Below are 22,126 nucleotides of genomic sequence, written 5' to 3'. Positions count from 1 at the left end.
GAAAAATATACGAAATCGTCTTTTCTGTCCAGTCATTTGTTCGGGTAAAGGGCAGGCCTAGGCCGCGCGCGAAGCGCCTTCGTTTCGTGTCACGGCCAATCGCAGGCCAGCGCCAGCAAGAACAGCCAGCAGCGTTTTAAGTGTCGGGTTTCCTTTTGGTGACAATGCTCGATAAAGCCCTTCACGTTGCATGCCCGCACGTTCGGCAACAGCGGCCATGCCCTGAGCTTCTGCCACTTGACGCAACGCCATTAGCAGTGCCTCACGGCCACCAGGTTCGTCAATGGCCTCCGTACAAGCAGTCAGGTATTCATCTGCAAATGCAGGGTCTTCTCGCAGCAATTCGATTACCGCTTCTCCATGCGGACGCGATGCTTTGCTCATTTGTTTCTCCTTTGCAAGTCTTGCCAATAATCAACGGCGGTAGCAATATCCGCTTTCTGTCGGCGCTTGTCGCCGCCGGTTAGCAGCAGAATCAAGCGACTCCCTGCGCGAGCGTAATAGATGCGGTAGCCTGCACCGTGGTCAATCCTTAACTCCCACACGCCATCATCCAGCGGTTTGCAGTCGCCAAAGTTTCCGGCGGCCATGCGCTGCACTCGTGCCAACAATCGTGCTCGCGCCATGCGGTCAGCCAAAGAAGCCACCCAATCCTTAAACGGGTCTTTTCCATCTGCCGTCACATAGTCTTGAATATCATGCATATCTGTACTTTATACGTTACAACGTGGTTTGTCATGTGGTTTTCCCGGCAATTACTCGCAAACCGGCCTTCTCTGGCACAAAGTCGATACCGGCTTGTTCGAGAATCCATGCTTCGATTCTGGAATGCCACATAGCCAACAGGTCAAGCGGGCGCTCCCTGTAGTAGTGCTTTTCAGCCGTTGCGCTTGGCTTGTGTCCCATGATTTGAGCGACTACGCCCACGGGAACCTCGCACCACTCCGACAGGCTACCAAAGGAACGGCGCAGGCCATGCAGCGATACGGGCGGCAAGCCAGCGGCGGCAACCGCCTTTCGGTGGGCAATGCTCGGCTCTTGCAGTCTGCCTGATTCGGATGTGGGGCTGCTGAATACCCACGGCGAAGGCTTCCACGGCTTCCCGGCTTCCTTCAGTGTATTCATGCGGCGCACAGTGGGCGCGGCTTCGTTGCGTCGCTTTAGGTCGCGCAACAGGCTTCCAAGATAGGGCGTTAACGGAATGGTGCGCTCGCCTTCCACCTTGTCGCGTATCGTCAGGCTTCCCCATTGAAAATCTACTTCTTCCCAACGCAGGCCAGACAGTTCATTGCGCCTCGCGCCAGTAATAAGCAGTCCTTGCAGATAGGCGGCAATGGTCGGGTTTTGGATGCGGCGGACAGCATCAAACCACAGGCGCAACTGCTCACGCTGTAGCGAGTCATGCTTAACGCCAGCATTCGCTAAATGCTCCCGGCTCACCTTGCGGGCGCAAGCGTCAGGTGCGGCGATGCCTTTGTATTCGTCGCGTTCATTGCACCAGTTCGTAAAGGCACGCAGCAGGCGAAAGGCAAGGGCTGCTTGTGTAGCGCGGCGCGGCGTTTCTTCTTCAAGCCATGCGCCGATACGATCAGCGGTCAGGGCGGATAGCGGCAAGGGTGCCAGTGAAGCGAGTACGCCAGCAGTCAGGGTGCGGGCGTTAACGCCTTCCCCCTTGATGCGCTCTGGCAGCATCAGCTTTTCATGGTCGAATAAATGCCGTGCGCCCCATGTCTTGCCTTTCTTTTTTGGCGGGTTAGCGATGTATTGCGCCCACGCTTCGCCTATCAGTGACGACACTCGCCGCAATCTCTCGCAGGAGACGCAGCGTTCATCCGTATCAGGCCCGCCTAAGCGGTTTTCCCCCTCCTTCGTGCGGATGCTGCACGAGGCGCTAGAAAACGGGCGTTTGTCGGCGCGTAAAGCCGCCAAAGCCATGGGTCTTGGCCTGGGCGGTTTGACCGAGCTCTTTGCTCAGTACGACCTCGCAGCACCTTTTGAGCTGTGAGGTGCGAACTGTATGCAGAAAACACGAGTCTTCGCCGACACCAACGTCAACGTCATGGAAGTCGAGGCGGTCGGACTTCTGGGCTTCCAGGGTGCTGATGTCCAGGTGCTTCTGGGCGATCAGGGTCAGGATGGTGTCGATCTGGCTCATGGTGATGTCCTTGTGATGTCGTTGATGACGATTACATGAACGCGCTGTTCGTCAGTAAAGCCAAGCAATTTCTGCTTGGTTTCAGGTCGTTCAGCGCACCTCGGATTCGAGGAGCACGTCTTCGTAACTAAAATCGCGGTTGCCGATGCAACTGCCGTTTTCCAGTTCGTACTCGGGTTGCTCGCGGAAGGCGTAGGCACTGCCGTCGCACGGCGTTCGACCGAGGGTGTTCTGTATCCGCTGCGAAAGACCATCAATGCCGGTACGCATGTCGATGGCTTCGACGACCAGCCAGACCTGGGTCGCTGTCGGGATCATGGCAGTTGCCTCAGGAGGCCGGCCAGCCAGGGGACATTCGTCGTCGGCAGTTCGATGCGCCAGCCGCCCGGACTGTGCAGTCGTACGACGCCGCTCGTTGCCAGAGAAGCAACACTGATCGGCACCAGAGTTAGCGATGACTTCGCCGCCGCGATCGATTCCTTCTCTTTCGCGCGCCACCGATAAAAACTCTTCTCGCTCAACCCGTGGGTCGCGCAGTAGTCCCGCTGCGTCAGATCACTTCGATGCCACGCTTCTAGTTGACCCCGCCAAAATTCAGCTCCACGCCTCGCCATAACCAGTGCCTTCGGAAAAATACCCAGAATGCACGAGCTTGATGGAGGAGTACATGCGGTAGCGACGGAGCCTTACGGAGGTGCAGGCCGATAGGCGATTCCAGAACGTTGCTGATTTGCCCTTTGGGCAGCGCAAAAGCAGCCGCTTCAAGCTGAGGGTAGAGTTGATCGCGCTTGACCACCCCGAGTTGGCCGCCTTCCATCGCTGTCGGACATTGCGAAAGGCGTTGCGCGGCCTCGCCGAATTTGGTGGCAGTTTTCAGGGTGAAGCGCAGGACGTCGAGTCGTGTCCTCGCCTTGTCTTTTTCCCGGTCATTGTCGAAGGTGATCAGGATGTGACGCAGCCGCCTGGCTTCCGGGCGGTCGAAGCTCTCCGGATGCAGACGGTAGTAGATTTCGGCATCGACGGCGGTGACCGGTGCGGCTTCCGACGCCACCTTTTCGAGCACGGCCTCGATGTACAGGTCACGTTCCACGGCGCCTTCCAGTTCGGCTTCGCTGAGGCCGATGCGCTCCAGATCCTGTGAGAATTCGTCCGCGCTCGGGTAGCGTTTGCGAATTTCCTGCAGCCGCGTGTTTAGCGTGGCGGCGGGGACAACGACATTAGCCGCTTCGGCGCTGGCCAGAATGCGCCGCTCGATGGTGTTCTGCTTGGCGGCAACCTTGTCCAGACGACCACGCTCGGGGTCTGAGAGTGTTTCCGGCGCTTTTTCGAACAGTTCCCAGGAAAGTTTCAATTCAAGATAGCCGTGCTGCATCGTTGTGGTCCTCATCTTTCGTGCCGTCCTCCGCGTCCAGTGCATCTTCAGGAATTTGCAGTACGCGGCCGAGCAGGCTTTCGAAGTGGATGTGATAGGCGACACCGCCCGGCGCATCACGGATCACCTTGATCACCTCGCCGATGGCGCCGCGTGCGACCAGCACCTCGCCGCCGACCGACAGCCCCTTGGCCGAGCGAACCTTTTCGCGGAACTCGAAGCGCGAAGGCGTCCACGCTTCTTCGGCGCCGATCAGTTCTTCCTCCCGGCAGCCGACAATTTTTCCTTCGTCGAGAAAGTTCACCGAATAGATGATCTGGTCCTGCAAAAAGGTCCCGACATCGACCACGTAACCGATGCTGCCACGGCGAACCAGCGGCGCACCGGTATCCATGCCGGGGTAGGTGCCATCGTTACGAACGTTACGGGTCAGGCGCACCGGCTCCCCGTAGTCCCAGCGCGAGTCCATCATCGCTGAAACACCTTGTCCAGCGGCACAAAGGAGCTTGAGCCACCGCCCGGCTTGTCAACGTGGTGGAAAACGGCAAAGACTTTTTCAGTCTGCGCATCCGAAGTCACGAAATCCTGGTAAGCCCGTTCAAGCCATAGCTGGTAGATACCACGTTGGGCATCTTCTTCCGGCGGCAGGTTCGGCGCCTGCCTGGCCAGATAATCATGGAAGCGTTGCAGGATATGCAGGCGATTCACCTGAACCACGCGGGTGTCGTAGTCAATGCCGAAATAATCGAGAAAGTCCTCGGCGGAAACCAGATCTTCGAGGGCTTCGGCAAGCGTTAGTGTGTCGTTCATGGGTGCCTCCTCAGGCTTCGTTAAGTTTAAGTTCGGGAAGCGAACCGGCCGCCTCGGAAGGGTCATCGGGGCTTTCAAACTCATCCACCAGTTCGAGCAATTTGGCGGCACCGAGCTGATCGCGGGAGTCGAGCGCCGCCAGCTTCATCAAGCGGGCGCGCGAAGCGGAAATCTGGCCCAGACGGAGCAGCGCGATGCTGGCCGCCTTGAGCGCCAGCAGGTAAAAGCGCAGCAGCCCGAAGGAAACGGCGGCCGCGGTGCCGAGCCAGTGTTCGTCAATAAGGTTCCAGTCGCTGGGCAGACCGAGGTCGCGGCCGGAAAGCTGCATGGCGCGTTCGGCGACGTGCAAGGCATCCTCCAGCCGGTGCTGGTAGAAGTCATAGCGGTAGATGCCGACCAGCACGCTGAGGTTTTCCGGGGCCAGCAAATGGGCGCGCAACAGCGACAACTCGGCACCGGCTTCGCCGTATTCGCTGGCGGCGAGGGCGATCAGGCGCTCGGCCTCGGCAGGAAGCGGGTCCTCGAAATAGAGTTTGCAGTCGGAGAAATCAAGCAGGTCCATGGCGTAGTTCAGTTCAATCTGCCGTGCATGGACTCGTGCTCGCAGCACAAGTCACCGGCGCTACAGGTCTTGCATTGGCCGCTATGGTCGGGCGGCGGCTCGTGGCGCAATTCGGCCAGTTCCTTTTCCATGGTTTCGATGCGCTCGATCAGGCATGCGATGGATTTGGCGACCGGGTCCGGCAGCAGGTTGTGGTCCAGGTTGATGCCGCTGATACTGCCTTGTTTGCCGCGCCCCGCAGCGCCAGTCAAGTTATCGACGATGCGACCGGGTACGCCGACCACGGTGCGGTCGGCCGGCACGTCCTTGACCACCACCGAGTTGGCGCCGACGCGCACGCGTTCGCCGATGGTGATCGGGCCGAGAATCTTGGCGCCGGCACCGACCACCACTCCGTCGGACAACGTCGGGTGGCGCCGGCCCTTGTTCCAAGAGGTGCCGCCAAGCGTGACGCCGTGATAGAGCGTGACATCGTCGCCGACTTTAGCCGTCTCACCGATCACCACCCCGGCGCCATGGTCGATGAAGAAGCGGCGGCCAATGGTGGCGCCAGGGTGAATGTCCACATTGGTCAACATGCGGCCGATGAACGACAGGAATCGCGCCGGAAAGCGCCAGCTGGCCAGCCACAGGCGGTGCGAAAGCCGGTGGGTGAGAATGGCATGCACGCCGGGATAAGTGGTGACCACCTCCAGCGTCGAGCGGGCGGCCGGGTCACGTTCGAAGACGCAGGCCAAATCTTCCTTGAGGGTCGCCCACAGGCCGGGTGTTGCGGTGATCGTTGCAGTTGCAGTTGCAGTTGCAGTCATGGTCAGCGTTTCAGACATGGTGGTGGCTCCGGACGGAGGCCAGAAGGGCACGCAGATCGGGCGTCTCCGGCGAATGCTTGTGTTTACCGACAAAATTGCGGATGCGCGGCAACAGCGCCTGCGACTCGCTTTCAGCCAGCGCGATGCCGAGTCCGGCATAGACCACCTCGACCGCTCGCGAACCCGAATGCTTGCCGAGCACGATGCGATGCGACTGGCCGACCTCCTGCGGGTCGAAGCACTGATAGTTGTCCGGATGCTTGAGCAGCCCATCGACGTGAATGCCGGCCTCGTGCGTGAAAGCCCCGGCGCCGACCACACTCTTCTGCCACGGCACGGCGCGCCCGGAGGCACTGGCGACGATGCTGGAGAGCGCCGGAAAGCCCTTGAGATCGACCCCGGTTTCAATGCCGTGCAGCTTGTTCAGGCCGAGCACCACTTCTTCAAGGGGCGCATTGCCGGCGCGTTCGCCCAGGCCGTTGACCGTCGTATTCACGTGCGTCGCTCCGGCTTTGCAGGCGGCCAGGGTGTTGGCCGTGGCCAGGCCCATGTCGTCGTGGGCGTGCATTTCGATTTCCAGCCCACTGTTGCGGCGCAGCGTGCCGATGCGCTCGAAAGTGGTGAATGGTTCAAGCACGCCCAGTGTATCGGCGAAACGCAGGCGGCGGGCACCGGCCCGTTCGGCGGTTTCGGCCAATGCGCAGAGGAAGTTGATGTCGGCGCGCGAGGCATCCTCGCAACCGAGCCCGACTTCCAGCCCAAGACTGAGCGCGGCGCCGATGAATTTTGGCAACTCACTCAGCAGCCAGGCGCGATCCTGTTTAAGCTTGTAAGCCAGATGCTGGTCGGAGGCCGGGATCGAAATGTCGATCAGGTGGGCGCCAAGATTGGCGCAGGCGGCGATGTCGTCCGGATGCATGCGGCTCCACACCATCAGGCGCGGCGCCAGCTTCAGCGCGGCGAGGGCGCGAATCGACTCACGCTCCTCCTCGCCCATCGCCGGGATACCAACTTCCAGTTCCGGCACACCGATGGCCGCGAGTTGGCGGGCGATCTCCAGCTTTTCGCCCAGCGAGAATGCCACGCCTGCCGACTGTTCGCCGTCGCGCAGGGTGGTGTCGTTGATGGTGACAAAGGGCGGGGTGGTCATGGCAATCTCCTCGAGTGTTACGCAGCAAGGATGGTGCCAATGTGTAAACTATTGAAATATAGTGGATTAGTGTTTTGCGGTTACCGTAACGGGTGAGGAATGTAGCGAATCTGACAATCCCGACCCCTGTGTAGAAATGCCTGGCTCAGTGATACTCTCAAAGCGTTGTTAATTCGATCAGTAAATTTTGCTGATTCAACAATCCAGGCGATGGGGAAAGAACGCTATGACGGGTCGCGATAACGAACTTTGGCAGCAATCCTGGCGTGACCGTAAAACTGACTTCCACCAGAAAGCCGTCAATCCGCATCTGGTGAAGTTCTGGTCCGGCCTCGGCCTGGCCCCGAGCGACCGGGTTTTCGTCCCGCTCTGCGGTAAAAGCCTTGATCTTCTCTGGCTCGCACAGCAAGGGCATACGGTGATCGGTGTTGAGCTCAGCCCGCTCGCTGCCCGCGCCTTCTTTCGCGAAAACAGGATACAGGCCAGTCGCCGGCAGTTGGGTGAATTCATCCTGTGGGAACATGGCCGAATCAGTATTCTTTGTGGTGATTTCTTCCAGCTCAGCGCCGCCGATCTCGGCGACGTCGCCGCCGTCTTCGACCGCGCATCGCTCACCGCGCTACCCGATGAGATTCGCGGTGATTACCTCGAACATCTACGGAAAATCCTGCCCGCTGCCTGCAAGATATTGCTGCTCACCACGGAAGAGCCTGACGACGACGAGACACAGGAGCAGCCATTCGCAGTAGCCGATGAAATCACAGGCCTCTACGCCCGGGCTTTCGACATAAAGCTAAGGCACGTCGAAAGCCTCTTCGAAGCGGACCCCGACCCTGCTGTGGAACGTCTCGTTCGTATCGAACAGAAAGTTTATTTGCTGACGCCGAAAGCCGAATAATTGGCTGAGCGGTCATGGGTTCCACAGCATTCCGGAGGGTCGGGGATCTTTCACGGTAAAGGTGAGCCTATGCAGTTAGAGGAAGAATGCGGCTGAGGCCGGATTTCCTTTCGGGAACTCACCAAGCCTGCTGCCCCACAAGCTGAAAAGGATGGATATTTTCACTCCCAGGCGTCTGAAGAGTGACGCAATTCATTGCCTCTTCAGACATTCCATTGGTCTACTACCAATAGACAATTGACAGCCATTCATGGCTTGTGCTGCAGCGTGCCCCAAGAAGTGCGCTTGGCTTGTCACTCCCCTGCGGGTCACACCGAATACGGCCGATGCAGCCAGCCGCGCACGACTTCGACGTCGCGGTGCGGCAAGTAGGCGAAGCCGGCTAGCGAGTCTTCTACGACGCTATCGGCAACCCAGTGCGGCACGGCCTTGCTGGTAAGCATGTGAAAATACCAGGCCATCGGGTAGCCGGATTCACGGTTGAAATGAGTCAGCGCTTCGTTCAGCTTGAGTCCGCTGGTGCCCGCGGCAGCGCCGAATTCCGGTGCTTCGCCGGCCAGAGTGGCGATTGCCTGAGCGCAGAAAACCGGCTGCTGGTAACGGTCGATATGTTCGCGGGTGGCGATCACCCAGTGGTTGTAGTACGCACTGGCACTACTGGCGCTACTTTTCGACCAGTCTTCGATCATGCGATGAATGGGGGCTGGTTCCGGCTTTTGCGCCAGCATGCGGCGCAACAGGGCGCCGATGTGGTGCACGCGGTGAAATGTGTAAAAGGGAAGGCCGACCGGCACGGGCTGGTCACCACCGCCGCGCGGATCGACCAGCTCTTCGAGCGTACTCGGGTCGTTGGCAAACAGTCGATGGACACGCATTTCCTGCAGGACTTCGATTTCCAGTTGCAGAAATCCGTCGGTTTCTTCACCGGCCGAGGCGACCAGGTAATGCGTCTGACCAACCAGCCGGGTGGCGTAGAGTGACTGATCGGTGAAGTCGTCAATAAGCTGTCCAATATCGCCATCGCGCTCATTGAGCGCACTTTCAACCCAGCTTTCGAGACTGTCGGAAACACGCTGGCCGGTGCTATCGATGATGCCGCCCAGGCGATACCAGCCACCACGACTCATGGCATGGCGAAATTTCCACTCCGGCAGTGCCAGGCTCAAGGCTTTGACGAAGGCACCAGGGCCGCTGCTGACGAAGGCTTTGGCGCAGGTTTCGACGATGGCGGGTGAGATGGATTTGCAATATTCCGTCCAGGCCAGGGTTTCATTCATGTTTTTTCTCGGAGTAAGGTGGCTTTGGTGGCTCGGATTGATCAGGTGGTTCAGTTTGCTTGCTCTTCAGCCAGGCGTGCCAGGGCCGCTTCACGTACGTCGCTTTCCGGGTCTTCGGTCAGCGGGGGTAGAAATTCAAAGGGCGCGTTACTGACGGCAGCCAGGCGCACCCACCATTCGCTGTCCTGTAACAGCTTGGCGGCGAGGCCGGGTAGCGCGCGCTCGGCGACGATGGCGCGGACTTCAGGCTCCTGGTCGTTGGCCAGCAGATGCAGTGCGAAGGGTGGCAAACGTGCTGCAACCACTTTGCGAACTTCTCGCTCCGGATCTTTGGCCAACTTGGCCAGTTGTCCGTGCGGCAGACGGCGGGCGACGGTGGAACGGATCAGATAATCCGCGTCGTCGGCCAGCTGGACCAGCAGTGGTTCCGGCAGACGTGAAGCCACCGAGAGGCGAACTTCACGGTCCGGATCGTCGATCATGCTGATGAGCTGGTCGACAGACAAGCGTGTGGCGACGACGCGACGCACGACTTCGTCGCCGTCGGATTTAAGGCGGGAAACAGTGTCCACCGGTGCATAGCGGGCGGCGATGGCGCGACGCTCCCAGAACAGATCATCTAGATATTTCTCGGCCAGTGCGGGGTTGCTGCGCAGGAAGCGGTCGATCTGTCGGCCACTGTGAGCACGGATGCAGGCATCGCCTGGAGCGCACCGGCGGCTGTTCAGGTAGTCCGGAAAATAGCCGCAGCCAGCGCATAGTCCCAGTCGGCCGAATCCCGCATCGGCAGAAGTCTTCTCACTCCCCATCGACCTTGGCGGCAACGAGAATGCCGGTCGCTGTTTCGTGATCGTTGGTCAGCTCAAGGCAATGGCCCGAAGCGCCCGAGATCAGGTAAAGGTGGTGGCTATCCATGCTGAAAGCGGGCCGGTAGCGCGGCGAAACATCATCATCGTTGCACTCGGAAAAGTGCAGCTTGGGAAAACGCTCGCGCAGCAAGGCGATGCGGGCATCCAACTGAATCGTTTCGCCGACTTGCACCAGTTGCAGAGGTGTGATCATGCCTCTTCTCCGGCTTCGAGTTTCTCTTCAAAACGGGCCAGCGAGGCCGCCGGCACGCCCATGATCTGGGCCAGCCACGGCGGCGGGCTGGATAGGCGAGCCTGCAACTCAAGGAGGACTTCATGGGCTGTGCCGCCTGTCGGCTTCTTGATCGGGTGCACGCCAACGCGCACCACCTTGGCGGCCGCCGGCCCGCCAATCGATTGCACGTAAAGAATCTGGCAATCCTTGATCAGTGCCGAGCGGGCGGCATTCTTGTCTTCAGCGGCATCGGCCTCAACGGTGGAACGTACGCCGATCAACTTGAATGCGGCCTGGCCAACCTGATAGACAAGAAAGCGCTCGCAGGAGCCGAAGTGTCCGTCAAGGTTTTCACCGCGATTGGAGGCGATAGCGACCCGGATGGAGCCTGGGATGGAATTGTCGGTGGATTCGACCACAGGGAAATCGCTATTCTCGACGCCTTGGCCCCAGAGCAGACGCACGGCGTTCTTTAGGGCTTCCGAATCGACACCGACGTGGCAACCCTGATCGGCAAAGTCACCGGCGAGAATGATACGAATATCTTCAACGGTTAGCGTGCCGAGCTTGGTCTCGGTCAGCGGCGCTTCGAGCTTTTCGATGAGCGCCCCAACCAGGGCGCGAACATCGAGAGCATTCAGGGCGCGGGCGGCTAACGCAATGCGTAACGCGGCTTCGCGGGAGGCAATGGGGGTAACGGACATGGCAAGCTCCAGGCCAGGGGACAGGTTTCACATTCCAGAAGAAATCCGTCATCCCCGCAGGCGCGGGAACGACGGCGCTAATTTGCCTTGCTCAGGCCGGAACGATACAACCGGACGGGCAGACTTCGACGCACAGCGGCGAATCGTTGTGTCCTTCGCATTCCGTGCAGGTGCCGACATCGATCTTGAAAAAGATCTTGCCGGTACTGATCGATTTGGTTGGGCAGACCGGCTTGCAGTCACCGCAGGCGGTGCACATGTCGGGGTCGATTTTCATTGACATGATGTATCTCCTTTATTGAGGCTTAGTCTTCGGCCGCGCCGAGGCGCCGCGCTCTTAGCGAAATGGGCAGGCGCGGTGGCTTGGCGATCGGGTCGATGTAGTAAGAACCTCCGTTGTCCAGTTTCAGCTCGCCGCCCCATTTTTCCGGAGTGTCGAATTCGATGGACGAGATGGAAGCTTCCAGGTCGCGCTTGGGAAGGTAAAACGACAGGCCACCTTTGTCAGCCTGACGGATCATGATGTTGGCCATGTAACTCTCTTGGTTGACCGGCGGACCACGAAGTTGTCCTCGTTTCCCGTCGGTAGTACGGTTTAGCGAACCAGATCGAAGTTGTAATCGGTCGATGCCATGCCCATCGTTTCCCTGTCGAGTTGCTCAAGGACAGCGTTGGTCAGCTGCGTGACGATGGATATCATTCCTTCGTAGCCCATGGTCGTCTGACGATGCAGGTGATGGCGGTCAAAAATCGGGAAACCGAGGCGGATCAGCGGCACTTCGAACTCATCACCCTTGTACTTGGTGTCGCGCTGGATGAACTTGCCGTAGGAGTTGCCGATCAGGAAGTCCGGTTTGTCCGTGAAGCACAGGCTGCGCATGTGCCACAGATCGTAGCCGGTATAGACCTTTCCATTGACCCCGAACGGGCTTTCCGCCAGCATCTTCTCGACGGCTTTGCCCCAGCGCTTGTTGGCGTTGTTGGAGAGGACGTGCGTCGGTTCGGCGCCGCATTCAAGCAGGATCTTGACCATGCCCATGACGAAGTCCGGGTCGCCGTAGAGGGCAAACTTCTTGCCGTGCAGCCAGGCATGGCTGTCCGCGATGACGTCCATGCAGCGACCGCGTTCCTTGGCCAGGGATTCCGGAATCGCCTTGCCGGTGACTTCGGAAACCTTCATCAGGAAGTTGTCGGTCAATTCCACGCCCATCGGGATGGAGAGCTTGGGAACTTCGTGGTTCCAGGTGCCTTCCACGAACTTCCTGGTTTTTTCCAGTTGCGCCGGTTGCAGGAGGAAGGTGGTGATAGCGTTCGGCGCGTCCTTGATCTCGTCCTGCGTCGTGCCGCCGGAATACATGCGGAATTCGCCATCGGCCGGGGTGTCGAAGACTTCGCTCGGGTCGCTCAGGTAAGTGCAATCGACATCCATTTCACCGAGCATGCGCTTGATGACGCGGTAGTTGCCGAGGTAGGTTTCAAAGCCAGGAATGACGTTGACCTTGCCGTTGGAACCGATCTGCTTGCCTTCCATCGTGTTCAGCGTGAAGGAACGGATGATGCCTTCCAGCATGTTGTCCCAGCCGGTGGTATGCGAGCCGACGAAGGACGGCGTGTGCGCAAAGGGGACCGGGAATTCCTGGGGAATGTGGCCTTCCTTCTTGGTGTTGTTGATGAATGCGTTCAGGTCGTCACCAATGACTTCCGCCATGCAGGTGGTGGACACGGCGATCATTTCCGGCTTGTAAATGGCTTTGGCGTTGGCCAGGCCGTCGTACATGTTCTTCTGGCCGCCGAACACCGCTGCATCTTCCGTCATCGAGTCGGAAACGCAGGAGCATGGCTCCTTGAAGTGACGGTTGAAGTAGGTGCGAAAGTAAGCTACGCAGCCTTGCGAACCATGCACATAAGGCAGGGTCTTGTGGAAGCCGGAGGCGCACAGCACGGCGCCGAGCGGCTGGCAGGCCTTGGCCGGATCAACGGTCAGCGCGGTGCGCTTGAAGTTGAGTTCCTGATATTCCAGCGTAGTGGTCCACATGAAGGTTTCGAGAACCTTCTCGGGGCTGTGCCCTTCTTCGAACAATTCACGTTTGTCGGCCAGCGACTTCTTGTAGTCGTCGTCGCCAAACAGCGGGTAACAGGGCTTGATCTTTTCTGCGGTTTGCATTGCTATCTCCTTGTTGGTGCCGCTCATTTGCGAACACCAGCGTAAGGTTCAACATGAGTACCGAAAACCTGCCTGAAGCTCCGTCATTCCGGGCTTGACCCGGAATCCAGTGGCCAGTGGCGCACCTCTGGATTCCGGCTTTCGCCGGAATGACGACGTGTTAGCCAGGTGAATCAACATTTATCAGGCAGCTTTCGCAATTTCTTCTACAACTTCCTTCTTCCAGGGCGGAACCAGATTGCCCCAGACCGGGTTGGACAGAGCAATGTCCATGTCACGGGCAAAGATGGCGAAGCCGTCGTAGCCGTGGTACGGGCCGGAGTAGTCCCAGGAGTGCATCTGGCGCAGCGGAATACCCATCTTCTGGAAGATGTACTTTTCCTTGATGCCGGAGCCGACCAGATCAGGCTTGATCTTCTTGACGAATTCTTCCAGCTCGAAGCCATTGGAATCGTCATAGATCAGGGTGGCGTCACCCATTTCCTTCATGGTGCGGTCGTAATCGTCGTTGTGGCCGAATTCATAACCGGTGCCAACGACTTCCATGCCGAGGTCTTCGTAAGCGCCGATGACGTGACGCGGACGCAGACCGCCGACGTAGAGCATGACCTTCTTGCCCTGCAAGCGCGGCTTGTATTTGGCGATGATGGCGTCCATCATCGGTTGATAGCGGGCGATCACCAGTTCGGTTTTTTCCTTGACTGAATCGTCGAAGAAAGCGGCGATCTTGCGCAGCGATTCGACGATCTTGGTCGGACCGAAGAAGTTGTATTCCAGGTAGGGAATGCCGTACTTCTCTTCCATATGGCGGCTGATATAGTTCATCGAGCGATAACAGTGCAGCAGGTTCAGCTTCACCTTCGGCGTGTTCATCATTTCTGCGAGCGTGCCGTCGCCGGACCACTGGGCAACAACGCGCAGGCCCATTTCTTCGAGCAGGATGCGCGTCGCCCAGGCGTCGCCGCCGATGTTGTAATCGCCGATGATGGCCACGTCGTAAGGCGTCGAGGTGTCCGGAGCGCCATCGCGCTTGTCGAGCACCCAGTCACGGATGGTGTCGTTGGCGATGTGGTGGCCGAGCGACTGGGAAACGCCGCGGAAGCCTTCGCAACGCACCGGAACGACCGGCTTACCGGTGGCCGCGGCGGCCTTCTTGGCAATCGATTCGATGTCGTCGCCGATAAGGCCGATCGGACACTCGGACTGGATCGAAATGCCTTTGACCAGCGGGAAAAGTTGTTCGACCTCTTCGAGCAATTTGGTCAGCTTCTTGTCGCCGCCGAAAACAATATCTTTCTCCTGGAAGTCGGAGGTGAAGTTCATCGTCCCGAAGGTGTCGACACCGGTGGTGCCGACGTAGTAGTTACGACGCCCGGCGCGGGAATACTGGCCGCAGCCGACGGGACCGTGCGAAACGTGGATCATGTCCTTGATCGGACCCCAGACCACGCCCTTGGAGCCGGCGTAGGCACAGCCGCGGATGGTCATCACGCCGGGCAGGGATTTGCGATTGGAGGTGATGCATTTTTTCGATTGTTCGGTGGTCGGATCGTTGGCCGTCAGATGCTTGGCGCGGTCCTTCTTGGCTTTTTCCGGATAAACCTCAAGCACCTCGGCGATGAGGGCTTCGGTTTCTTCGCGAGACAGAGTCGTCATTTTTTCCTCCTGACGCCGCCACCAATCTGTGGCCGGCGTACTGGTTGAAAGTGGCGGGTTCGCTTGCGGCAAACCCGCCGTGTCTAGCACATTTCTGGCAATGCTCAGGCTGCAGCAGCGGCCAGTTCAGCGGCGGTCTGGCCGATGATGGATTCGTCTTCCACATCCATGATGCCGAATTCCATCAGCAACTCTTCCAGTTCTTCCATCTCGATCGGCGTCGGGATGACAAAGTTGGTGTTGTTGGCGATTTTGTTGGCCAGTTGGCGATATTCGTCAGCCTGTTTGTGTGACGGATCGTATTCAACCATCGTCATGCGGCGGATTTCAGCGTGTTGCACAGCGTTGTCACGTGGCACGAAGTGGATCATTGTGGTGCCCAGGCGGGAGGCCAGAGCCATCACCAGTTCGTCTTCGCGGTCGGTGTTGCGGCTATTGCAGATCAGGCCGGCCAAGCGCACTCCGCCTGAGTTCGCGTACTTCACGATGCCCTTGCAGATATTGTTGGCGGCGTACATGGCCATCATTTCGCCGGAACAGACGATGTAGATTTCCTGCGCTTTGTTTTCGCGGATCGGCATGGCGAAGCCGCCGCAAACCACGTCACCTAGCACATCGTAGAACACGAAGTCGAGATCTTCTGTGTAAGCCCCTTCCTCTTCCAAGAAGTTGATGGCGGTGATCACGCCGCGACCGGCACAGCCAACCCCTGGCTCCGGGCCACCGGATTCAACGCATTTGATGCCGCCGAAACCGACGGAGAGCACGTCTTCGAGTTCGAGGTCTTCCACCGAGCCAGCTTCAGCCGCCAGATGCATGACGGTAGTCTGAGCCTTGCTGTGCAGGATCAGGCGGGTTGAGTCGGCTTTCGGGTCACAGCCGACGATTAGTACTTTCTTGCCGGACTCGGCAAGTGCCGCCACCAGATTCTGTGTGGTAGTGGACTTGCCGATGCCGCCTTTGCCGTAAATGGCGCATTGACGCAATTTTGCCATGGTGTAATCTCCTTAATCTGTCAGTCGATTTGCGAGGGAATCATGAGAGTCGCACCTTACCTTCTGCACGTTGCGTGCCAGGTCGACTGACAGACCTCAAGTGATTGAATAAACAATGAAAATAGAAAATGTGGTGGTGCCGGATGAGGTGCCGATGTGCGACAAATTCCCGCCGCTTTGTAGGGGTGATGACAAAGGACCGTCGTTGCCACGCGATGCGCGCCTGCCGATCAATCGCTGTAATCTGCCGGCGGTTGTGCTGGGCGGCCTCACTTACCAGAAATATCCGGCTCCGCTGCTGCTCGATGGCGTGGCCGAACTGCACCGCGATCTTTTCAAGCGCCTGAACGCGGCGTTACCCGAAGCCCGTGCAGATGTCTTTCGTGATTACCTGACCGTGCATTTCCGCCTGGAATGGCCTGAGGAGGTGGGTTTAAATACGGGCTATACCGGTAAGCGCAAGGTGCGTGACAAGGCCAATTATGTGCGCATGATTCGCGGCTGGAGCTTCGATTCCGATAGCCGCGACGCGGCGGTGCTGAAAGGCTGGGTCGAGTCGCGCTTTGGCCTGACGCCTCGCTATCACATCCAGCCGCTGCGCGATCCTTCCGGCGAGGCGTATCGACGCTACCTGGAAATGCGCTCGCACGGCTTGTACGGGACCAATGCGCTGGAGTCGCAGTTCGATCTAGTCTATTCATTCTGCCAGATGCAACTGGCGCTTCGTCATCCGGGTGCGCGCCATGTCACGCTCTACCGCGGCGTCAATCGCATGGACGACCACGAAATTCTGGAAAAAGGCGAGTCTGGCCGCCACGTCGTCCTGCTCAACAACCTCAACTCCTTCACTTGCATCCGGAATCGCGCCTGCGAGTTTGGAGATTACATTCTGGCAGTCGAAGTCCCGCTGACCAAGATTTTCTTCCACTGCGGTTTGCTGCCCGGCGTATTGCAGGGCGAGGACGAGTTTCTGGTGATTGGTGGCGTGGTTGAAGTCACGCTTTCAACTTTGTAACAAACCTGACAATTAGCCGGACAAGCGCAGGATAAGACCCGGATCAATCGGCGGAATGTCTTGCTGCTGGGTGTTTCTGTTACGGGCGTGGAATTTGCTGTAAGTGATCTACACACTCACTTTATGAGCAAATGACATGACTCCAGAACTGCGCGACAAGCTGATCGCCGGCCTCAAGACCGGCAGCATCGTCCCTTACCTCGGCCCCGGTGTATTGGCCGATGTGAAGAATGCAGCCACCGGCGAGCCGATTCCCGCTGACAGCGATTCGCTGATCATTGCCATGAACAACGGCAAACCGATGGCGCCCAAGCTGATGTACGAATTCCCGCTGGCGGCGATGAATGTCGAACTCAAGCGCGGACGCAGCACGGTGACCAGGTTCCTCAACCGCACCTACGGCGATACGATCTGGACGCGTCGCGCGGTTCACGACTGGCTCAAGGAAATCCGTCCCGCGTACGTCATCGACATCAACCGCGATACGCAGTTGCAGGATCCCTACGCCGCTACGCCGCACACCGTGATCGTCGACATTGCCCGCCTCGGCGGCACCGATTTCCGCTACAAACTATATTCCTGGGATGGCGTGACCTACCAGAGAGCCCAGGCCATCAACCCTGCCCTGCCCATCCTGTTCAAGCCGATGGGCACGCCCAAGCCCGAGCCGAGCTACATCGCCTCGGATGCCGACTACGTGGATTTCATCACCGAACTGATGGGCGGCTTCTCGATTCCGCCGGTGGTCAAGGCTTTGCGCAAGGGCAAGCAATACCTGCTGATGGGCCTGCGCCTGAACCGCGACACCGAAAGAATGGTGATGTCCGACATGATTTATGCTGCCGCAGAGCCGGCTGGCTGGGCGCTGATTCAGGAACCAACCGACAAGGAGCGCCGTTTCTGCAAGAAACAGGGACTGGAGTTGATCGAGACCGATGTCTTCGATTTTATTGGTGCGGGAGTATTGGCCTGAATTTGCGCTGAAAGCAAAACTGAAATCAACCTGTCCTGCGCAGTCCGTCGATAGGCGATCTTCAGACTATATGCCCGGCAAGCCGCATAAGCATTGGCTTGCCGGATACATTACCTGAAGATGCCCGTATTTATTGGCTTACAAGGCATGCAGTTTGGTTTTTCGGATTACGCTGTCCAAATCCAATCTATGAGACCTTACGTACCGGACATCGCCATTAAAGCCTCGGCCTGATTCTCGCAAGCGATCCGTGTGCCTGCGTCCAGGCTGTTCAGCCAGCGCCGGGGAATGGCCTCAAGGCCGTAGCGAGCGCCGGCCAGCATGCCGGCAATGGCGCCAGTGGTGTCGGCATCGCCGCCGCGATTGACGACATCGACAAGGCAAGACTCGAAACTCCCGGTGCCAAAAAATGACTGGCAGACGGCCTGCATCGTTTCGACGACAAAGCCGCTCGGATTGTCACGACGCTTGCGGTCATAGGCAAAGACAGGGTGTTGGCGGACCAGTTCTGTGGCATGCAGGTGTTCAACTTCGGCCTGATCGCGTCCGGCCAGGAAATCCTGCACCATGAAAACCAGGGCTTCGCAGGCCCCATCGGAGAGCTCGTTGTTGTGGGTCGTGTGGGCCTGGGCTCGACTGGCCAGAATGATGCATTCCGGCGCCTGGCCATAACAAGCCAGCGCCACAGGCAGGGTGCGCATCGCGGCACCGTTGCCAGCATCGTGCTCGCAGTAAACCGCTTCCGGGATTCCGGTCTTGCGAAAAGTTATCAGGTTGCGGCGCACGGTGTTGCCGATGTCGACCGGCTTGGCGCGCATCCAGGCGTTAAAAGCTTCGGCAGCCGCCTTGGGTTCTACACTGCCACAAGCGAGAATGGACTGGCCGAGAGCCAGCGACATGGTGGTGTCGTCGGTGACCTGGCCGGCCTTCAGGCGCAGCCAGCCGCCACCGGAGATGTCGCGGTGCTCGCCGTGCTGGTGGCGAATTTCATTGGGGGTGAGGAATTCAACGGTGGCGCCCAGCGCATCGCCGATGGCCAGGCCAAGATAGGCCGCAATGGCGCGTTCGGTTTGCAGGGAGCGTTCGCGCCCTGGCGTCACAGAACGACGCTTCGGGGAGTGGCCAGCGATCAGTTCTCCGGCCCGAAACATTTGGCGTAGTCCTTGCATTTGCAGCAGGAAGGTGCGGGGCAGACGTAGATGCCTTCGCTCGAACAAAAACGGCGGTAAAGGAATTTCTTCCACTTCATGTCGCCGGTATTGGCGCGCGCCAGTTCGGGGAAATTGACCCACATCAGCCGGGTCAGCTCGTTACGGCTGACCAGGCCGAGGTCTTGCCAGAGATGGTCGGAGCCTGCACAGGCGGTGGCGACGATGTCGGCCATCCAGCATTCTGAATCACGCTCGTTGGCCCGGTGGTCGAGGAGCAGCTTTTGCAGGTCTTCGAATTCGGGAATATCCAGGGACTTGCGCTCGGTAGCGCGTGGCAGGTCGCCGGCGTAATAGCTGGACAGCAATTGCGCGTAGCGATCTGCCCCGAGGCCAAGATGCGCAGGCAAGCATCCTTCTCCGGCGCACTGTCCGGCAATCATGCTGGCAAACAGTAAACGGTTCGGATCGGTCACTGCCGCCGTCGAAGCTGGCGTGACCAGCAGTTCGGCAAGCAAAAAACAGCGGTAAGGCAGGCGATCCGGACCGTTCATGGCTAACTCACTTGCTCGGATACTCGACCAGGATATCTTCGTCGCGGACGATCATCTGGCAGGCCAGGCGCCAGTGGTTCGGCGGGATGTCATCGACGTACATCTGCTCGATTTCGGCCTTGGTGATATGGCCAAGCTCGGTGAGCGCGGCGACTTCGCGGACATTCAACGGGCCACCCATCGGGCGGCGCTTGCCGTCGACCGAAGAAACCTTGACCAGGCAGGTGCCGCAGTTGCCTTCCTGGCAACCGAAGTCGATCGGAATGTGGTGCTCCTTGGCCAGTTCCAGAATCGACTGGGTGTGGCTGCCGGCAACGGCGTAAACCGTTTTGTCCTTGTGCATCGGGCTGCTGAAAGTGATGAGGGCCATTTTCAAGTTCTCCAGGTAAAGATTGAGCAGGTTTTCTCTGCTTTGGATTGGGTGATACGTTCTGTTTATGCCGGTCTGACGACGATTTCACCGCCAAGTATCTGGGCCTGACAGGCCAGGCGATGCTTGCGTGGGGCCATGTTGTCCTTCAACACCTGATCTTCCAGGATGCTTGGCGTCGCGAGGTTTTCGCCCCCGGAGACGATCTTGGTCAGGCAAGTGCAGCATTCACCTTCACGGCAACCGTAGCTGATGCCGGCGCCCACTTTTTCCGAAACTTCGATCAGCCGGGTGCCGGCCGGAACGGTGACCGAGACGCCGATATCTTCGAAGGTGACTTTGGCTTTTGGCATGGTTTTCTCCCTTGTTTTGGATGGAATGGCTGGGTTAAGGGTTGGCTCAAGCGAGTGCCGCCATATCCACTTCACGGTGTTCGAACTGGCCCGTCAGGTGACGGGCCAGGCTTTCGCCCAGAGTGCGGCATTGTTCGAGCTCGCCTACATCGGGTACCAGCTTGAGGCGCAAGCCTTCGATCGGCACACGCAGCTTGAGTCCGCGCAGACGGTCCTCGATCAGGCGCACCGCCTCGCCGCTCCAGCCGTAGGAACCGAAAGCGGCTCCCAGCTTGCCCTTGATGTTGACGCTGGTGAGCGAAGAGAGCAGATCCCAGATCGGCTTGACGGCGTCGCCATTGATCGTCGGGCTGCCGAAGGCGAGGCCGTCGGCTTCTTCGACGAGGTCGGTAAAAATGTCCGCTTCGCCACCCTCCAGGTCGTAAAGTGAGACGCGCACGCCGGGGATGCTTTCGGCTCCGGCCGCCAGGGCTTCAGCCATGCGCCGCGTGTTGCCGTAGGCGGAAAGGTAGAAGACGACCAGCGTCTTTTCGCTGCGCGCTTCGTTGAACAGGCGTGGCGTCGCCAGTTCGCGGTAGCGGTGCAGATAGTCGCGCGGCATATGGCGCAGGATCGGGCCGTGCGCCGGGGCGATCAGTTTGAGGTCGAGCGGTTCGATCAGCGCCACCGCGTCAAGCACGTACTCGCGGAAGGGCCGCATGATGTGCGCGTAGTAGTACTCGAACGAGAAACGGAAATCGCCGACGCGGTCGTTGAACAGGCGCGAATCGCAGAAATGGCAGCCGAAGATGTCTCCGGTGAACAGGATGCCGTCTTCCACGATATAGGTGCACTGTGTGTCCGGCCAGTGCAGGTAGGGCGTGTGCAGGAAGCGCAAAGTGCGACCGCCGAGGTCGACGCTGTCGTCGGTGGTGACCGGGGTGTATTCCGGCGGCTTCTCGCCACTTGGCTTGAGCAGCGCCTTGAGCATCATCTGGGCGCGCTTCGACAGGTAAACGCGTGCCTGTGGCGCGCGGCGCAGCAATTCGGGCAAGGCGCCACTGTGGTCCGGTTCCAGATGGTTGAGGACGATGGTGGTGATTTCATCGTAACGGGCGACCGATTCCAGGCGCCGAAAAAAGTCGTCGGAAAAGCTCTCCTTGACCGTGTCGATCACCGCCACACCGTTTACACCGCGCACCACATAGGCGTTGTAGCTGGTGCCGTTGGCGGTTTTGAGGATGATGTCGAAGCTCCGCAGTTGCGGGTCGAGGGCACCCACCCAGTGGACGCCCGGCGCGATTTCTACGGCGTTGTCAGTGAGAACCGCAGCGGTCATGACTGGTTTCCTCCGGGCGATGTCCAGCAGCTTCTTCAAGCGCGTGGCTGCCGCAACTGCCGTGGCCTTCGGGGCCGTGCACACAGGCTTCGATGTTGCCTTCCGGCAGTTCGATATTATTCAGCCCGATCCAGGCATCGACCGCCTCAACCTTGAAACCGACCATACGTTCCGTCATTGCGCCGTTATCAACTTCCATCAACGGGCGGCGGACCAGCAACGGGTTGTCGAGCAGCAGGTGCAGCGCTTCCTCGAAGCCAAGATTTGTCGGAACAATCTCGCCGGATTTGATCGCTGGCGCGCTGGGGTTGAACCATTCGCCGATCTCCAGTTTCCCGAGAAAAGCCAGCAGGCGATCCGCCGTCCACAATTCGTCTTTCAGGCTTTTGGCGCGAACGGTGTGGCCGGCCGCAGCGAGCAGCAACTTCTGGCGAAGATTACCCTTGCAGCCGGGCTTCTCGTAATAGGTCACAATGGCCATCAGGCAGCTTCCTTCAACAAACCCAGCTCGATCATTTTCTTGAGCGGAATGCCGGTCAGTGATCCGGGTGGATTGAGTGGCTCATCAAGTTCATTGACGATCGCGCACTCGATCGGGCAGATCGCAGCACATTGCGCTTCGGCGTGGTCGCCCACACATTCGGTGCATTTCTGGTCGTCGATCAGGAAGTGCGGGATGTCCTGGTAAATCGCCTCGTTCGGGCAGACCTCGACGCAGGCCCAGCAATTGACGCAGGCTTTGGTTATTTGCAGGGCCATG

General features: G+C 59.0%; 31 protein-coding genes. 3 read left to right on the top strand and 28 right to left on the bottom strand.

Translation table 11 applies throughout. The features are described from left to right. Nucleotides 1-57 precede the first annotated feature (57 nt). The 12 genes from ACOYNV_RS12070 to nifV form a co-directional block, all read right to left on the bottom strand. Complete coding sequence (locus tag ACOYNV_RS12070) at nucleotides 58-384, bottom strand: addiction module antidote protein (RefSeq protein WP_422900029.1); 327 nt, start codon at nucleotides 382-384, stop codon at nucleotides 58-60. After that, a complete protein-coding gene (locus ACOYNV_RS12065) occupies nucleotides 381-704 on the bottom strand; it encodes a type II toxin-antitoxin system RelE/ParE family toxin (RefSeq protein WP_422900028.1) in 324 nt (107 codons plus the stop codon). Before ACOYNV_RS12065 ends, ACOYNV_RS12070 begins: the two co-directional genes overlap by 4 nt. A gap of 31 nt (nucleotides 705-735) precedes the next feature. Further along, nucleotides 736-1,797 carry a tyrosine-type recombinase/integrase gene (locus ACOYNV_RS12060; protein WP_422900027.1) on the bottom strand — a complete coding sequence of 354 codons (1,062 nt, stop codon included), beginning with the start codon at nucleotides 1,795-1,797 and terminating at the stop codon, nucleotides 736-738. Nucleotides 1,798-1,891: 94 nt separating this feature from the next. Then, complete coding sequence (locus ACOYNV_RS12055) at nucleotides 1,892-2,155, bottom strand: DUF6900 domain-containing protein (protein ID WP_422900026.1); 264 nt, start codon at nucleotides 2,153-2,155, stop codon at nucleotides 1,892-1,894. 90 nt (nucleotides 2,156-2,245) lie between these two features. Continuing rightward, nucleotides 2,246-2,473, bottom strand: coding sequence for an IS66 family insertion sequence element accessory protein TnpB (gene tnpB / locus ACOYNV_RS12050; protein ID WP_422900025.1), 228 nt, complete (start codon nucleotides 2,471-2,473; stop codon nucleotides 2,246-2,248). After that, complete coding sequence (tnpA, locus tag ACOYNV_RS12045) at nucleotides 2,470-2,769, bottom strand: IS66 family insertion sequence element accessory protein TnpA (RefSeq protein ID WP_422900024.1); 300 nt, start codon at nucleotides 2,767-2,769, stop codon at nucleotides 2,470-2,472. The genes tnpB and tnpA overlap by 4 nt, the downstream gene beginning before the upstream one ends. Then, the gene (locus ACOYNV_RS12040) at nucleotides 2,730-3,542 is read right to left on the bottom strand and encodes a peptidylprolyl isomerase (protein WP_422900023.1); all 813 of its coding nucleotides are present in this window, start codon (nucleotides 3,540-3,542) and stop codon (nucleotides 2,730-2,732) included. The genes tnpA and ACOYNV_RS12040 overlap by 40 nt, the downstream gene beginning before the upstream one ends. Then, nucleotides 3,508-3,999, bottom strand: a complete 492-nt coding sequence (locus ACOYNV_RS12035) for a nitrogen fixation protein NifZ (RefSeq protein WP_422900022.1) — start codon at nucleotides 3,997-3,999, stop codon at nucleotides 3,508-3,510. The genes ACOYNV_RS12040 and ACOYNV_RS12035 overlap by 35 nt, the downstream gene beginning before the upstream one ends. Beyond that, complete coding sequence (gene nifW / locus ACOYNV_RS12030) at nucleotides 3,996-4,337, bottom strand: nitrogenase-stabilizing/protective protein NifW (RefSeq protein WP_422900021.1); 342 nt, start codon at nucleotides 4,335-4,337, stop codon at nucleotides 3,996-3,998. The genes ACOYNV_RS12035 and nifW overlap by 4 nt, the downstream gene beginning before the upstream one ends. 10 nt (nucleotides 4,338-4,347) lie before the next feature. Continuing rightward, a complete protein-coding gene (locus ACOYNV_RS12025; RefSeq protein WP_422900020.1) occupies nucleotides 4,348-4,899 on the bottom strand; it encodes a hypothetical protein in 552 nt (183 codons plus the stop codon). 8 nt (nucleotides 4,900-4,907) lie between these two features. After that, the gene (cysE, locus tag ACOYNV_RS12020; RefSeq protein ID WP_422900019.1) at nucleotides 4,908-5,726 is read right to left on the bottom strand and encodes a serine O-acetyltransferase; all 819 of its coding nucleotides are present in this window, start codon (nucleotides 5,724-5,726) and stop codon (nucleotides 4,908-4,910) included. Continuing rightward, the gene (gene nifV / locus ACOYNV_RS12015; RefSeq protein WP_422900018.1) at nucleotides 5,719-6,858 is read right to left on the bottom strand and encodes a homocitrate synthase; all 1,140 of its coding nucleotides are present in this window, start codon (nucleotides 6,856-6,858) and stop codon (nucleotides 5,719-5,721) included. Before nifV ends, cysE begins: the two co-directional genes overlap by 8 nt. A gap of 226 nt (nucleotides 6,859-7,084) precedes the next feature. Between nifV and ACOYNV_RS12010 the strand changes: the two genes are divergently transcribed. Continuing rightward, a complete protein-coding gene (locus ACOYNV_RS12010) occupies nucleotides 7,085-7,756 on the top strand; it encodes a thiopurine S-methyltransferase (protein ID WP_422900017.1) in 672 nt (223 codons plus the stop codon). 308 nt (nucleotides 7,757-8,064) lie between these two features. Here the strand turns inward: ACOYNV_RS12010 and ACOYNV_RS12005 are convergent, their stop codons facing one another. The 9 genes from ACOYNV_RS12005 to nifH form a co-directional block, all read right to left on the bottom strand. Then, nucleotides 8,065-9,033, bottom strand: a complete 969-nt coding sequence (locus ACOYNV_RS12005) for a hypothetical protein (RefSeq protein ID WP_422900016.1) — start codon at nucleotides 9,031-9,033, stop codon at nucleotides 8,065-8,067. Nucleotides 9,034-9,083: 50 nt separating this feature from the next. Beyond that, nucleotides 9,084-9,842, bottom strand: coding sequence for a 4Fe4S-binding leucine-rich repeat protein (locus ACOYNV_RS12000; protein WP_422900015.1), 759 nt, complete (start codon nucleotides 9,840-9,842; stop codon nucleotides 9,084-9,086). After that, a complete protein-coding gene (locus ACOYNV_RS11995; protein ID WP_422900014.1) occupies nucleotides 9,832-10,095 on the bottom strand; it encodes a DUF6129 family protein in 264 nt (87 codons plus the stop codon). Before ACOYNV_RS11995 ends, ACOYNV_RS12000 begins: the two co-directional genes overlap by 11 nt. Next, nucleotides 10,092-10,820: a dinitrogenase iron-molybdenum cofactor N-terminal domain-containing protein gene (locus ACOYNV_RS11990; RefSeq protein WP_422900013.1), complete on the bottom strand. Its 729-nt coding sequence runs from the start codon at nucleotides 10,818-10,820 to the stop codon at nucleotides 10,092-10,094. The genes ACOYNV_RS11995 and ACOYNV_RS11990 overlap by 4 nt, the downstream gene beginning before the upstream one ends. 91 nt (nucleotides 10,821-10,911) lie before the next feature. Further along, complete coding sequence (locus ACOYNV_RS11985) at nucleotides 10,912-11,103, bottom strand: 4Fe-4S binding protein (RefSeq protein ID WP_422900012.1); 192 nt, start codon at nucleotides 11,101-11,103, stop codon at nucleotides 10,912-10,914. Between the two features lie 22 nt (nucleotides 11,104-11,125). Then, the gene (gene nifT / locus ACOYNV_RS11980) at nucleotides 11,126-11,353 is read right to left on the bottom strand and encodes a putative nitrogen fixation protein NifT (protein ID WP_422900011.1); all 228 of its coding nucleotides are present in this window, start codon (nucleotides 11,351-11,353) and stop codon (nucleotides 11,126-11,128) included. A 62-nt stretch (nucleotides 11,354-11,415) separates the two neighbouring features. Further along, nucleotides 11,416-12,984 (bottom strand): nitrogenase molybdenum-iron protein subunit beta, encoded by a 1,569-nt coding sequence (gene nifK, locus ACOYNV_RS11975; protein ID WP_422900010.1) that lies wholly within the window; start codon nucleotides 12,982-12,984, stop codon nucleotides 11,416-11,418. A 183-nt stretch (nucleotides 12,985-13,167) separates the two neighbouring features. After that, nucleotides 13,168-14,640: a nitrogenase molybdenum-iron protein alpha chain gene (nifD, locus tag ACOYNV_RS11970; RefSeq protein WP_422900009.1), complete on the bottom strand. Its 1,473-nt coding sequence runs from the start codon at nucleotides 14,638-14,640 to the stop codon at nucleotides 13,168-13,170. Between the two features lie 104 nt (nucleotides 14,641-14,744). After that, nucleotides 14,745-15,635 (bottom strand): nitrogenase iron protein, encoded by an 891-nt coding sequence (gene nifH, locus ACOYNV_RS11965; RefSeq protein WP_422900008.1) that lies wholly within the window; start codon nucleotides 15,633-15,635, stop codon nucleotides 14,745-14,747. Nucleotides 15,636-15,750: 115 nt separating this feature from the next. On the opposite strand from nifH, the gene ACOYNV_RS11960 reads away from it, so the two are divergent. Continuing rightward, the gene (locus ACOYNV_RS11960; RefSeq protein WP_422900007.1) at nucleotides 15,751-16,650 is read left to right on the top strand and encodes an NAD(+)--dinitrogen-reductase ADP-D-ribosyltransferase; all 900 of its coding nucleotides are present in this window, start codon (nucleotides 15,751-15,753) and stop codon (nucleotides 16,648-16,650) included. Nucleotides 16,651-16,786: 136 nt separating this feature from the next. Further along, the gene (locus ACOYNV_RS11955; protein ID WP_422900006.1) at nucleotides 16,787-17,623 is read left to right on the top strand and encodes an SIR2 family protein; all 837 of its coding nucleotides are present in this window, start codon (nucleotides 16,787-16,789) and stop codon (nucleotides 17,621-17,623) included. A 197-nt stretch (nucleotides 17,624-17,820) separates the two neighbouring features. Here the strand turns inward: ACOYNV_RS11955 and draG are convergent, their stop codons facing one another. From draG to ACOYNV_RS11920, 7 genes are all read right to left on the bottom strand, one after another. Next, the gene (gene draG, locus ACOYNV_RS11950; RefSeq protein ID WP_422900005.1) at nucleotides 17,821-18,774 is read right to left on the bottom strand and encodes an ADP-ribosyl-[dinitrogen reductase] hydrolase; all 954 of its coding nucleotides are present in this window, start codon (nucleotides 18,772-18,774) and stop codon (nucleotides 17,821-17,823) included. Further along, a complete protein-coding gene (locus tag ACOYNV_RS11945) occupies nucleotides 18,753-19,325 on the bottom strand; it encodes a nitrogen fixation protein NifQ (RefSeq protein ID WP_422900004.1) in 573 nt (190 codons plus the stop codon). The genes draG and ACOYNV_RS11945 overlap by 22 nt, the downstream gene beginning before the upstream one ends. Nucleotides 19,326-19,332: 7 nt before the next feature. Further along, complete coding sequence (locus ACOYNV_RS11940) at nucleotides 19,333-19,695, bottom strand: 2Fe-2S iron-sulfur cluster-binding protein (RefSeq protein ID WP_422900003.1); 363 nt, start codon at nucleotides 19,693-19,695, stop codon at nucleotides 19,333-19,335. Nucleotides 19,696-19,760: 65 nt separating this feature from the next. Further along, nucleotides 19,761-20,048 (bottom strand): 2Fe-2S iron-sulfur cluster-binding protein, encoded by a 288-nt coding sequence (locus ACOYNV_RS11935; RefSeq protein ID WP_422900002.1) that lies wholly within the window; start codon nucleotides 20,046-20,048, stop codon nucleotides 19,761-19,763. Nucleotides 20,049-20,094: 46 nt separating this feature from the next. After that, entirely contained in the window at nucleotides 20,095-21,366 is a 1,272-nt protein-coding gene (locus ACOYNV_RS11930; RefSeq protein ID WP_422900001.1) for an FprA family A-type flavoprotein, read from the bottom strand. Continuing rightward, nucleotides 21,344-21,847: a hypothetical protein gene (locus tag ACOYNV_RS11925; protein WP_422900000.1), complete on the bottom strand. Its 504-nt coding sequence runs from the start codon at nucleotides 21,845-21,847 to the stop codon at nucleotides 21,344-21,346. Before ACOYNV_RS11925 ends, ACOYNV_RS11930 begins: the two co-directional genes overlap by 23 nt. Beyond that, entirely contained in the window at nucleotides 21,847-22,125 is a 279-nt protein-coding gene (locus ACOYNV_RS11920) for a 4Fe-4S binding protein (protein ID WP_422899999.1), read from the bottom strand. Before ACOYNV_RS11920 ends, ACOYNV_RS11925 begins: the two co-directional genes overlap by 1 nt. Nucleotide 22,126: the final 1 nt, after the last annotated feature.

Source organism: Propionivibrio sp., from assembly GCF_049316945.1.
Lineage (GTDB): Bacteria > Pseudomonadota > Gammaproteobacteria > Burkholderiales > Rhodocyclaceae > Propionivibrio.
This window is presented reverse-complemented; position numbering and strand designations above follow the sequence as displayed.

What these genes read in the sequence shown, in the direction of transcription:
- ACOYNV_RS12070 (WP_422900029.1), bottom strand. Translation starts at nt 384, where the DNA reads ATGAGCAAAGCATCGCGTCCGCATGGAGAAGCGGTAATCGAATTGCTG.
- ACOYNV_RS12065 (WP_422900028.1), bottom strand. Translation starts at nt 704, where the DNA reads ATGCATGATATTCAAGACTATGTGACGGCAGATGGAAAAGACCCGTTT.
- ACOYNV_RS12055 (WP_422900026.1), bottom strand. Translation starts at nt 2,155, where the DNA reads ATGAGCCAGATCGACACCATCCTGACCCTGATCGCCCAGAAGCACCTG.
- tnpB (WP_422900025.1), bottom strand. Translation starts at nt 2,473, where the DNA reads ATGATCCCGACAGCGACCCAGGTCTGGCTGGTCGTCGAAGCCATCGAC.
- tnpA (WP_422900024.1), bottom strand. Translation starts at nt 2,769, where the DNA reads ATGGCGAGGCGTGGAGCTGAATTTTGGCGGGGTCAACTAGAAGCGTGG.
- ACOYNV_RS12040 (WP_422900023.1), bottom strand. Translation starts at nt 3,542, where the DNA reads ATGAGGACCACAACGATGCAGCACGGCTATCTTGAATTGAAACTTTCC.
- ACOYNV_RS12035 (WP_422900022.1), bottom strand. Translation starts at nt 3,999, where the DNA reads ATGATGGACTCGCGCTGGGACTACGGGGAGCCGGTGCGCCTGACCCGT.
- nifW (WP_422900021.1), bottom strand. Translation starts at nt 4,337, where the DNA reads ATGAACGACACACTAACGCTTGCCGAAGCCCTCGAAGATCTGGTTTCC.
- ACOYNV_RS12025 (WP_422900020.1), bottom strand. Translation starts at nt 4,899, where the DNA reads ATGGACCTGCTTGATTTCTCCGACTGCAAACTCTATTTCGAGGACCCG.
- cysE (WP_422900019.1), bottom strand. Translation starts at nt 5,726, where the DNA reads ATGTCTGAAACGCTGACCATGACTGCAACTGCAACTGCAACTGCAACG.
- nifV (WP_422900018.1), bottom strand. Translation starts at nt 6,858, where the DNA reads ATGACCACCCCGCCCTTTGTCACCATCAACGACACCACCCTGCGCGAC.
- ACOYNV_RS12010 (WP_422900017.1), top strand. Translation starts at nt 7,085, where the DNA reads ATGACGGGTCGCGATAACGAACTTTGGCAGCAATCCTGGCGTGACCGT.
- ACOYNV_RS12005 (WP_422900016.1), bottom strand. Translation starts at nt 9,033, where the DNA reads ATGAATGAAACCCTGGCCTGGACGGAATATTGCAAATCCATCTCACCC.
- ACOYNV_RS12000 (WP_422900015.1), bottom strand. Translation starts at nt 9,842, where the DNA reads ATGGGGAGTGAGAAGACTTCTGCCGATGCGGGATTCGGCCGACTGGGA.
- ACOYNV_RS11995 (WP_422900014.1), bottom strand. Translation starts at nt 10,095, where the DNA reads ATGATCACACCTCTGCAACTGGTGCAAGTCGGCGAAACGATTCAGTTG.
- ACOYNV_RS11990 (WP_422900013.1), bottom strand. Translation starts at nt 10,820, where the DNA reads ATGTCCGTTACCCCCATTGCCTCCCGCGAAGCCGCGTTACGCATTGCG.
- ACOYNV_RS11985 (WP_422900012.1), bottom strand. Translation starts at nt 11,103, where the DNA reads ATGTCAATGAAAATCGACCCCGACATGTGCACCGCCTGCGGTGACTGC.
- nifT (WP_422900011.1), bottom strand. Translation starts at nt 11,353, where the DNA reads ATGGCCAACATCATGATCCGTCAGGCTGACAAAGGTGGCCTGTCGTTT.
- nifK (WP_422900010.1), bottom strand. Translation starts at nt 12,984, where the DNA reads ATGCAAACCGCAGAAAAGATCAAGCCCTGTTACCCGCTGTTTGGCGAC.
- nifD (WP_422900009.1), bottom strand. Translation starts at nt 14,640, where the DNA reads ATGACGACTCTGTCTCGCGAAGAAACCGAAGCCCTCATCGCCGAGGTG.
- nifH (WP_422900008.1), bottom strand. Translation starts at nt 15,635, where the DNA reads ATGGCAAAATTGCGTCAATGCGCCATTTACGGCAAAGGCGGCATCGGC.
- ACOYNV_RS11960 (WP_422900007.1), top strand. Translation starts at nt 15,751, where the DNA reads ATGAAAATAGAAAATGTGGTGGTGCCGGATGAGGTGCCGATGTGCGAC.
- ACOYNV_RS11955 (WP_422900006.1), top strand. Translation starts at nt 16,787, where the DNA reads ATGACTCCAGAACTGCGCGACAAGCTGATCGCCGGCCTCAAGACCGGC.
- draG (WP_422900005.1), bottom strand. Translation starts at nt 18,774, where the DNA reads ATGTTTCGGGCCGGAGAACTGATCGCTGGCCACTCCCCGAAGCGTCGT.
- ACOYNV_RS11945 (WP_422900004.1), bottom strand. Translation starts at nt 19,325, where the DNA reads ATGAACGGTCCGGATCGCCTGCCTTACCGCTGTTTTTTGCTTGCCGAA.
- ACOYNV_RS11940 (WP_422900003.1), bottom strand. Translation starts at nt 19,695, where the DNA reads ATGGCCCTCATCACTTTCAGCAGCCCGATGCACAAGGACAAAACGGTT.
- ACOYNV_RS11935 (WP_422900002.1), bottom strand. Translation starts at nt 20,048, where the DNA reads ATGCCAAAAGCCAAAGTCACCTTCGAAGATATCGGCGTCTCGGTCACC.
- ACOYNV_RS11930 (WP_422900001.1), bottom strand. Translation starts at nt 21,366, where the DNA reads ATGACCGCTGCGGTTCTCACTGACAACGCCGTAGAAATCGCGCCGGGC.
- ACOYNV_RS11925 (WP_422900000.1), bottom strand. Translation starts at nt 21,847, where the DNA reads ATGGCCATTGTGACCTATTACGAGAAGCCCGGCTGCAAGGGTAATCTT.
- ACOYNV_RS11920 (WP_422899999.1), bottom strand. Translation starts at nt 22,125, where the DNA reads ATGGCCCTGCAAATAACCAAAGCCTGCGTCAATTGCTGGGCCTGCGTC.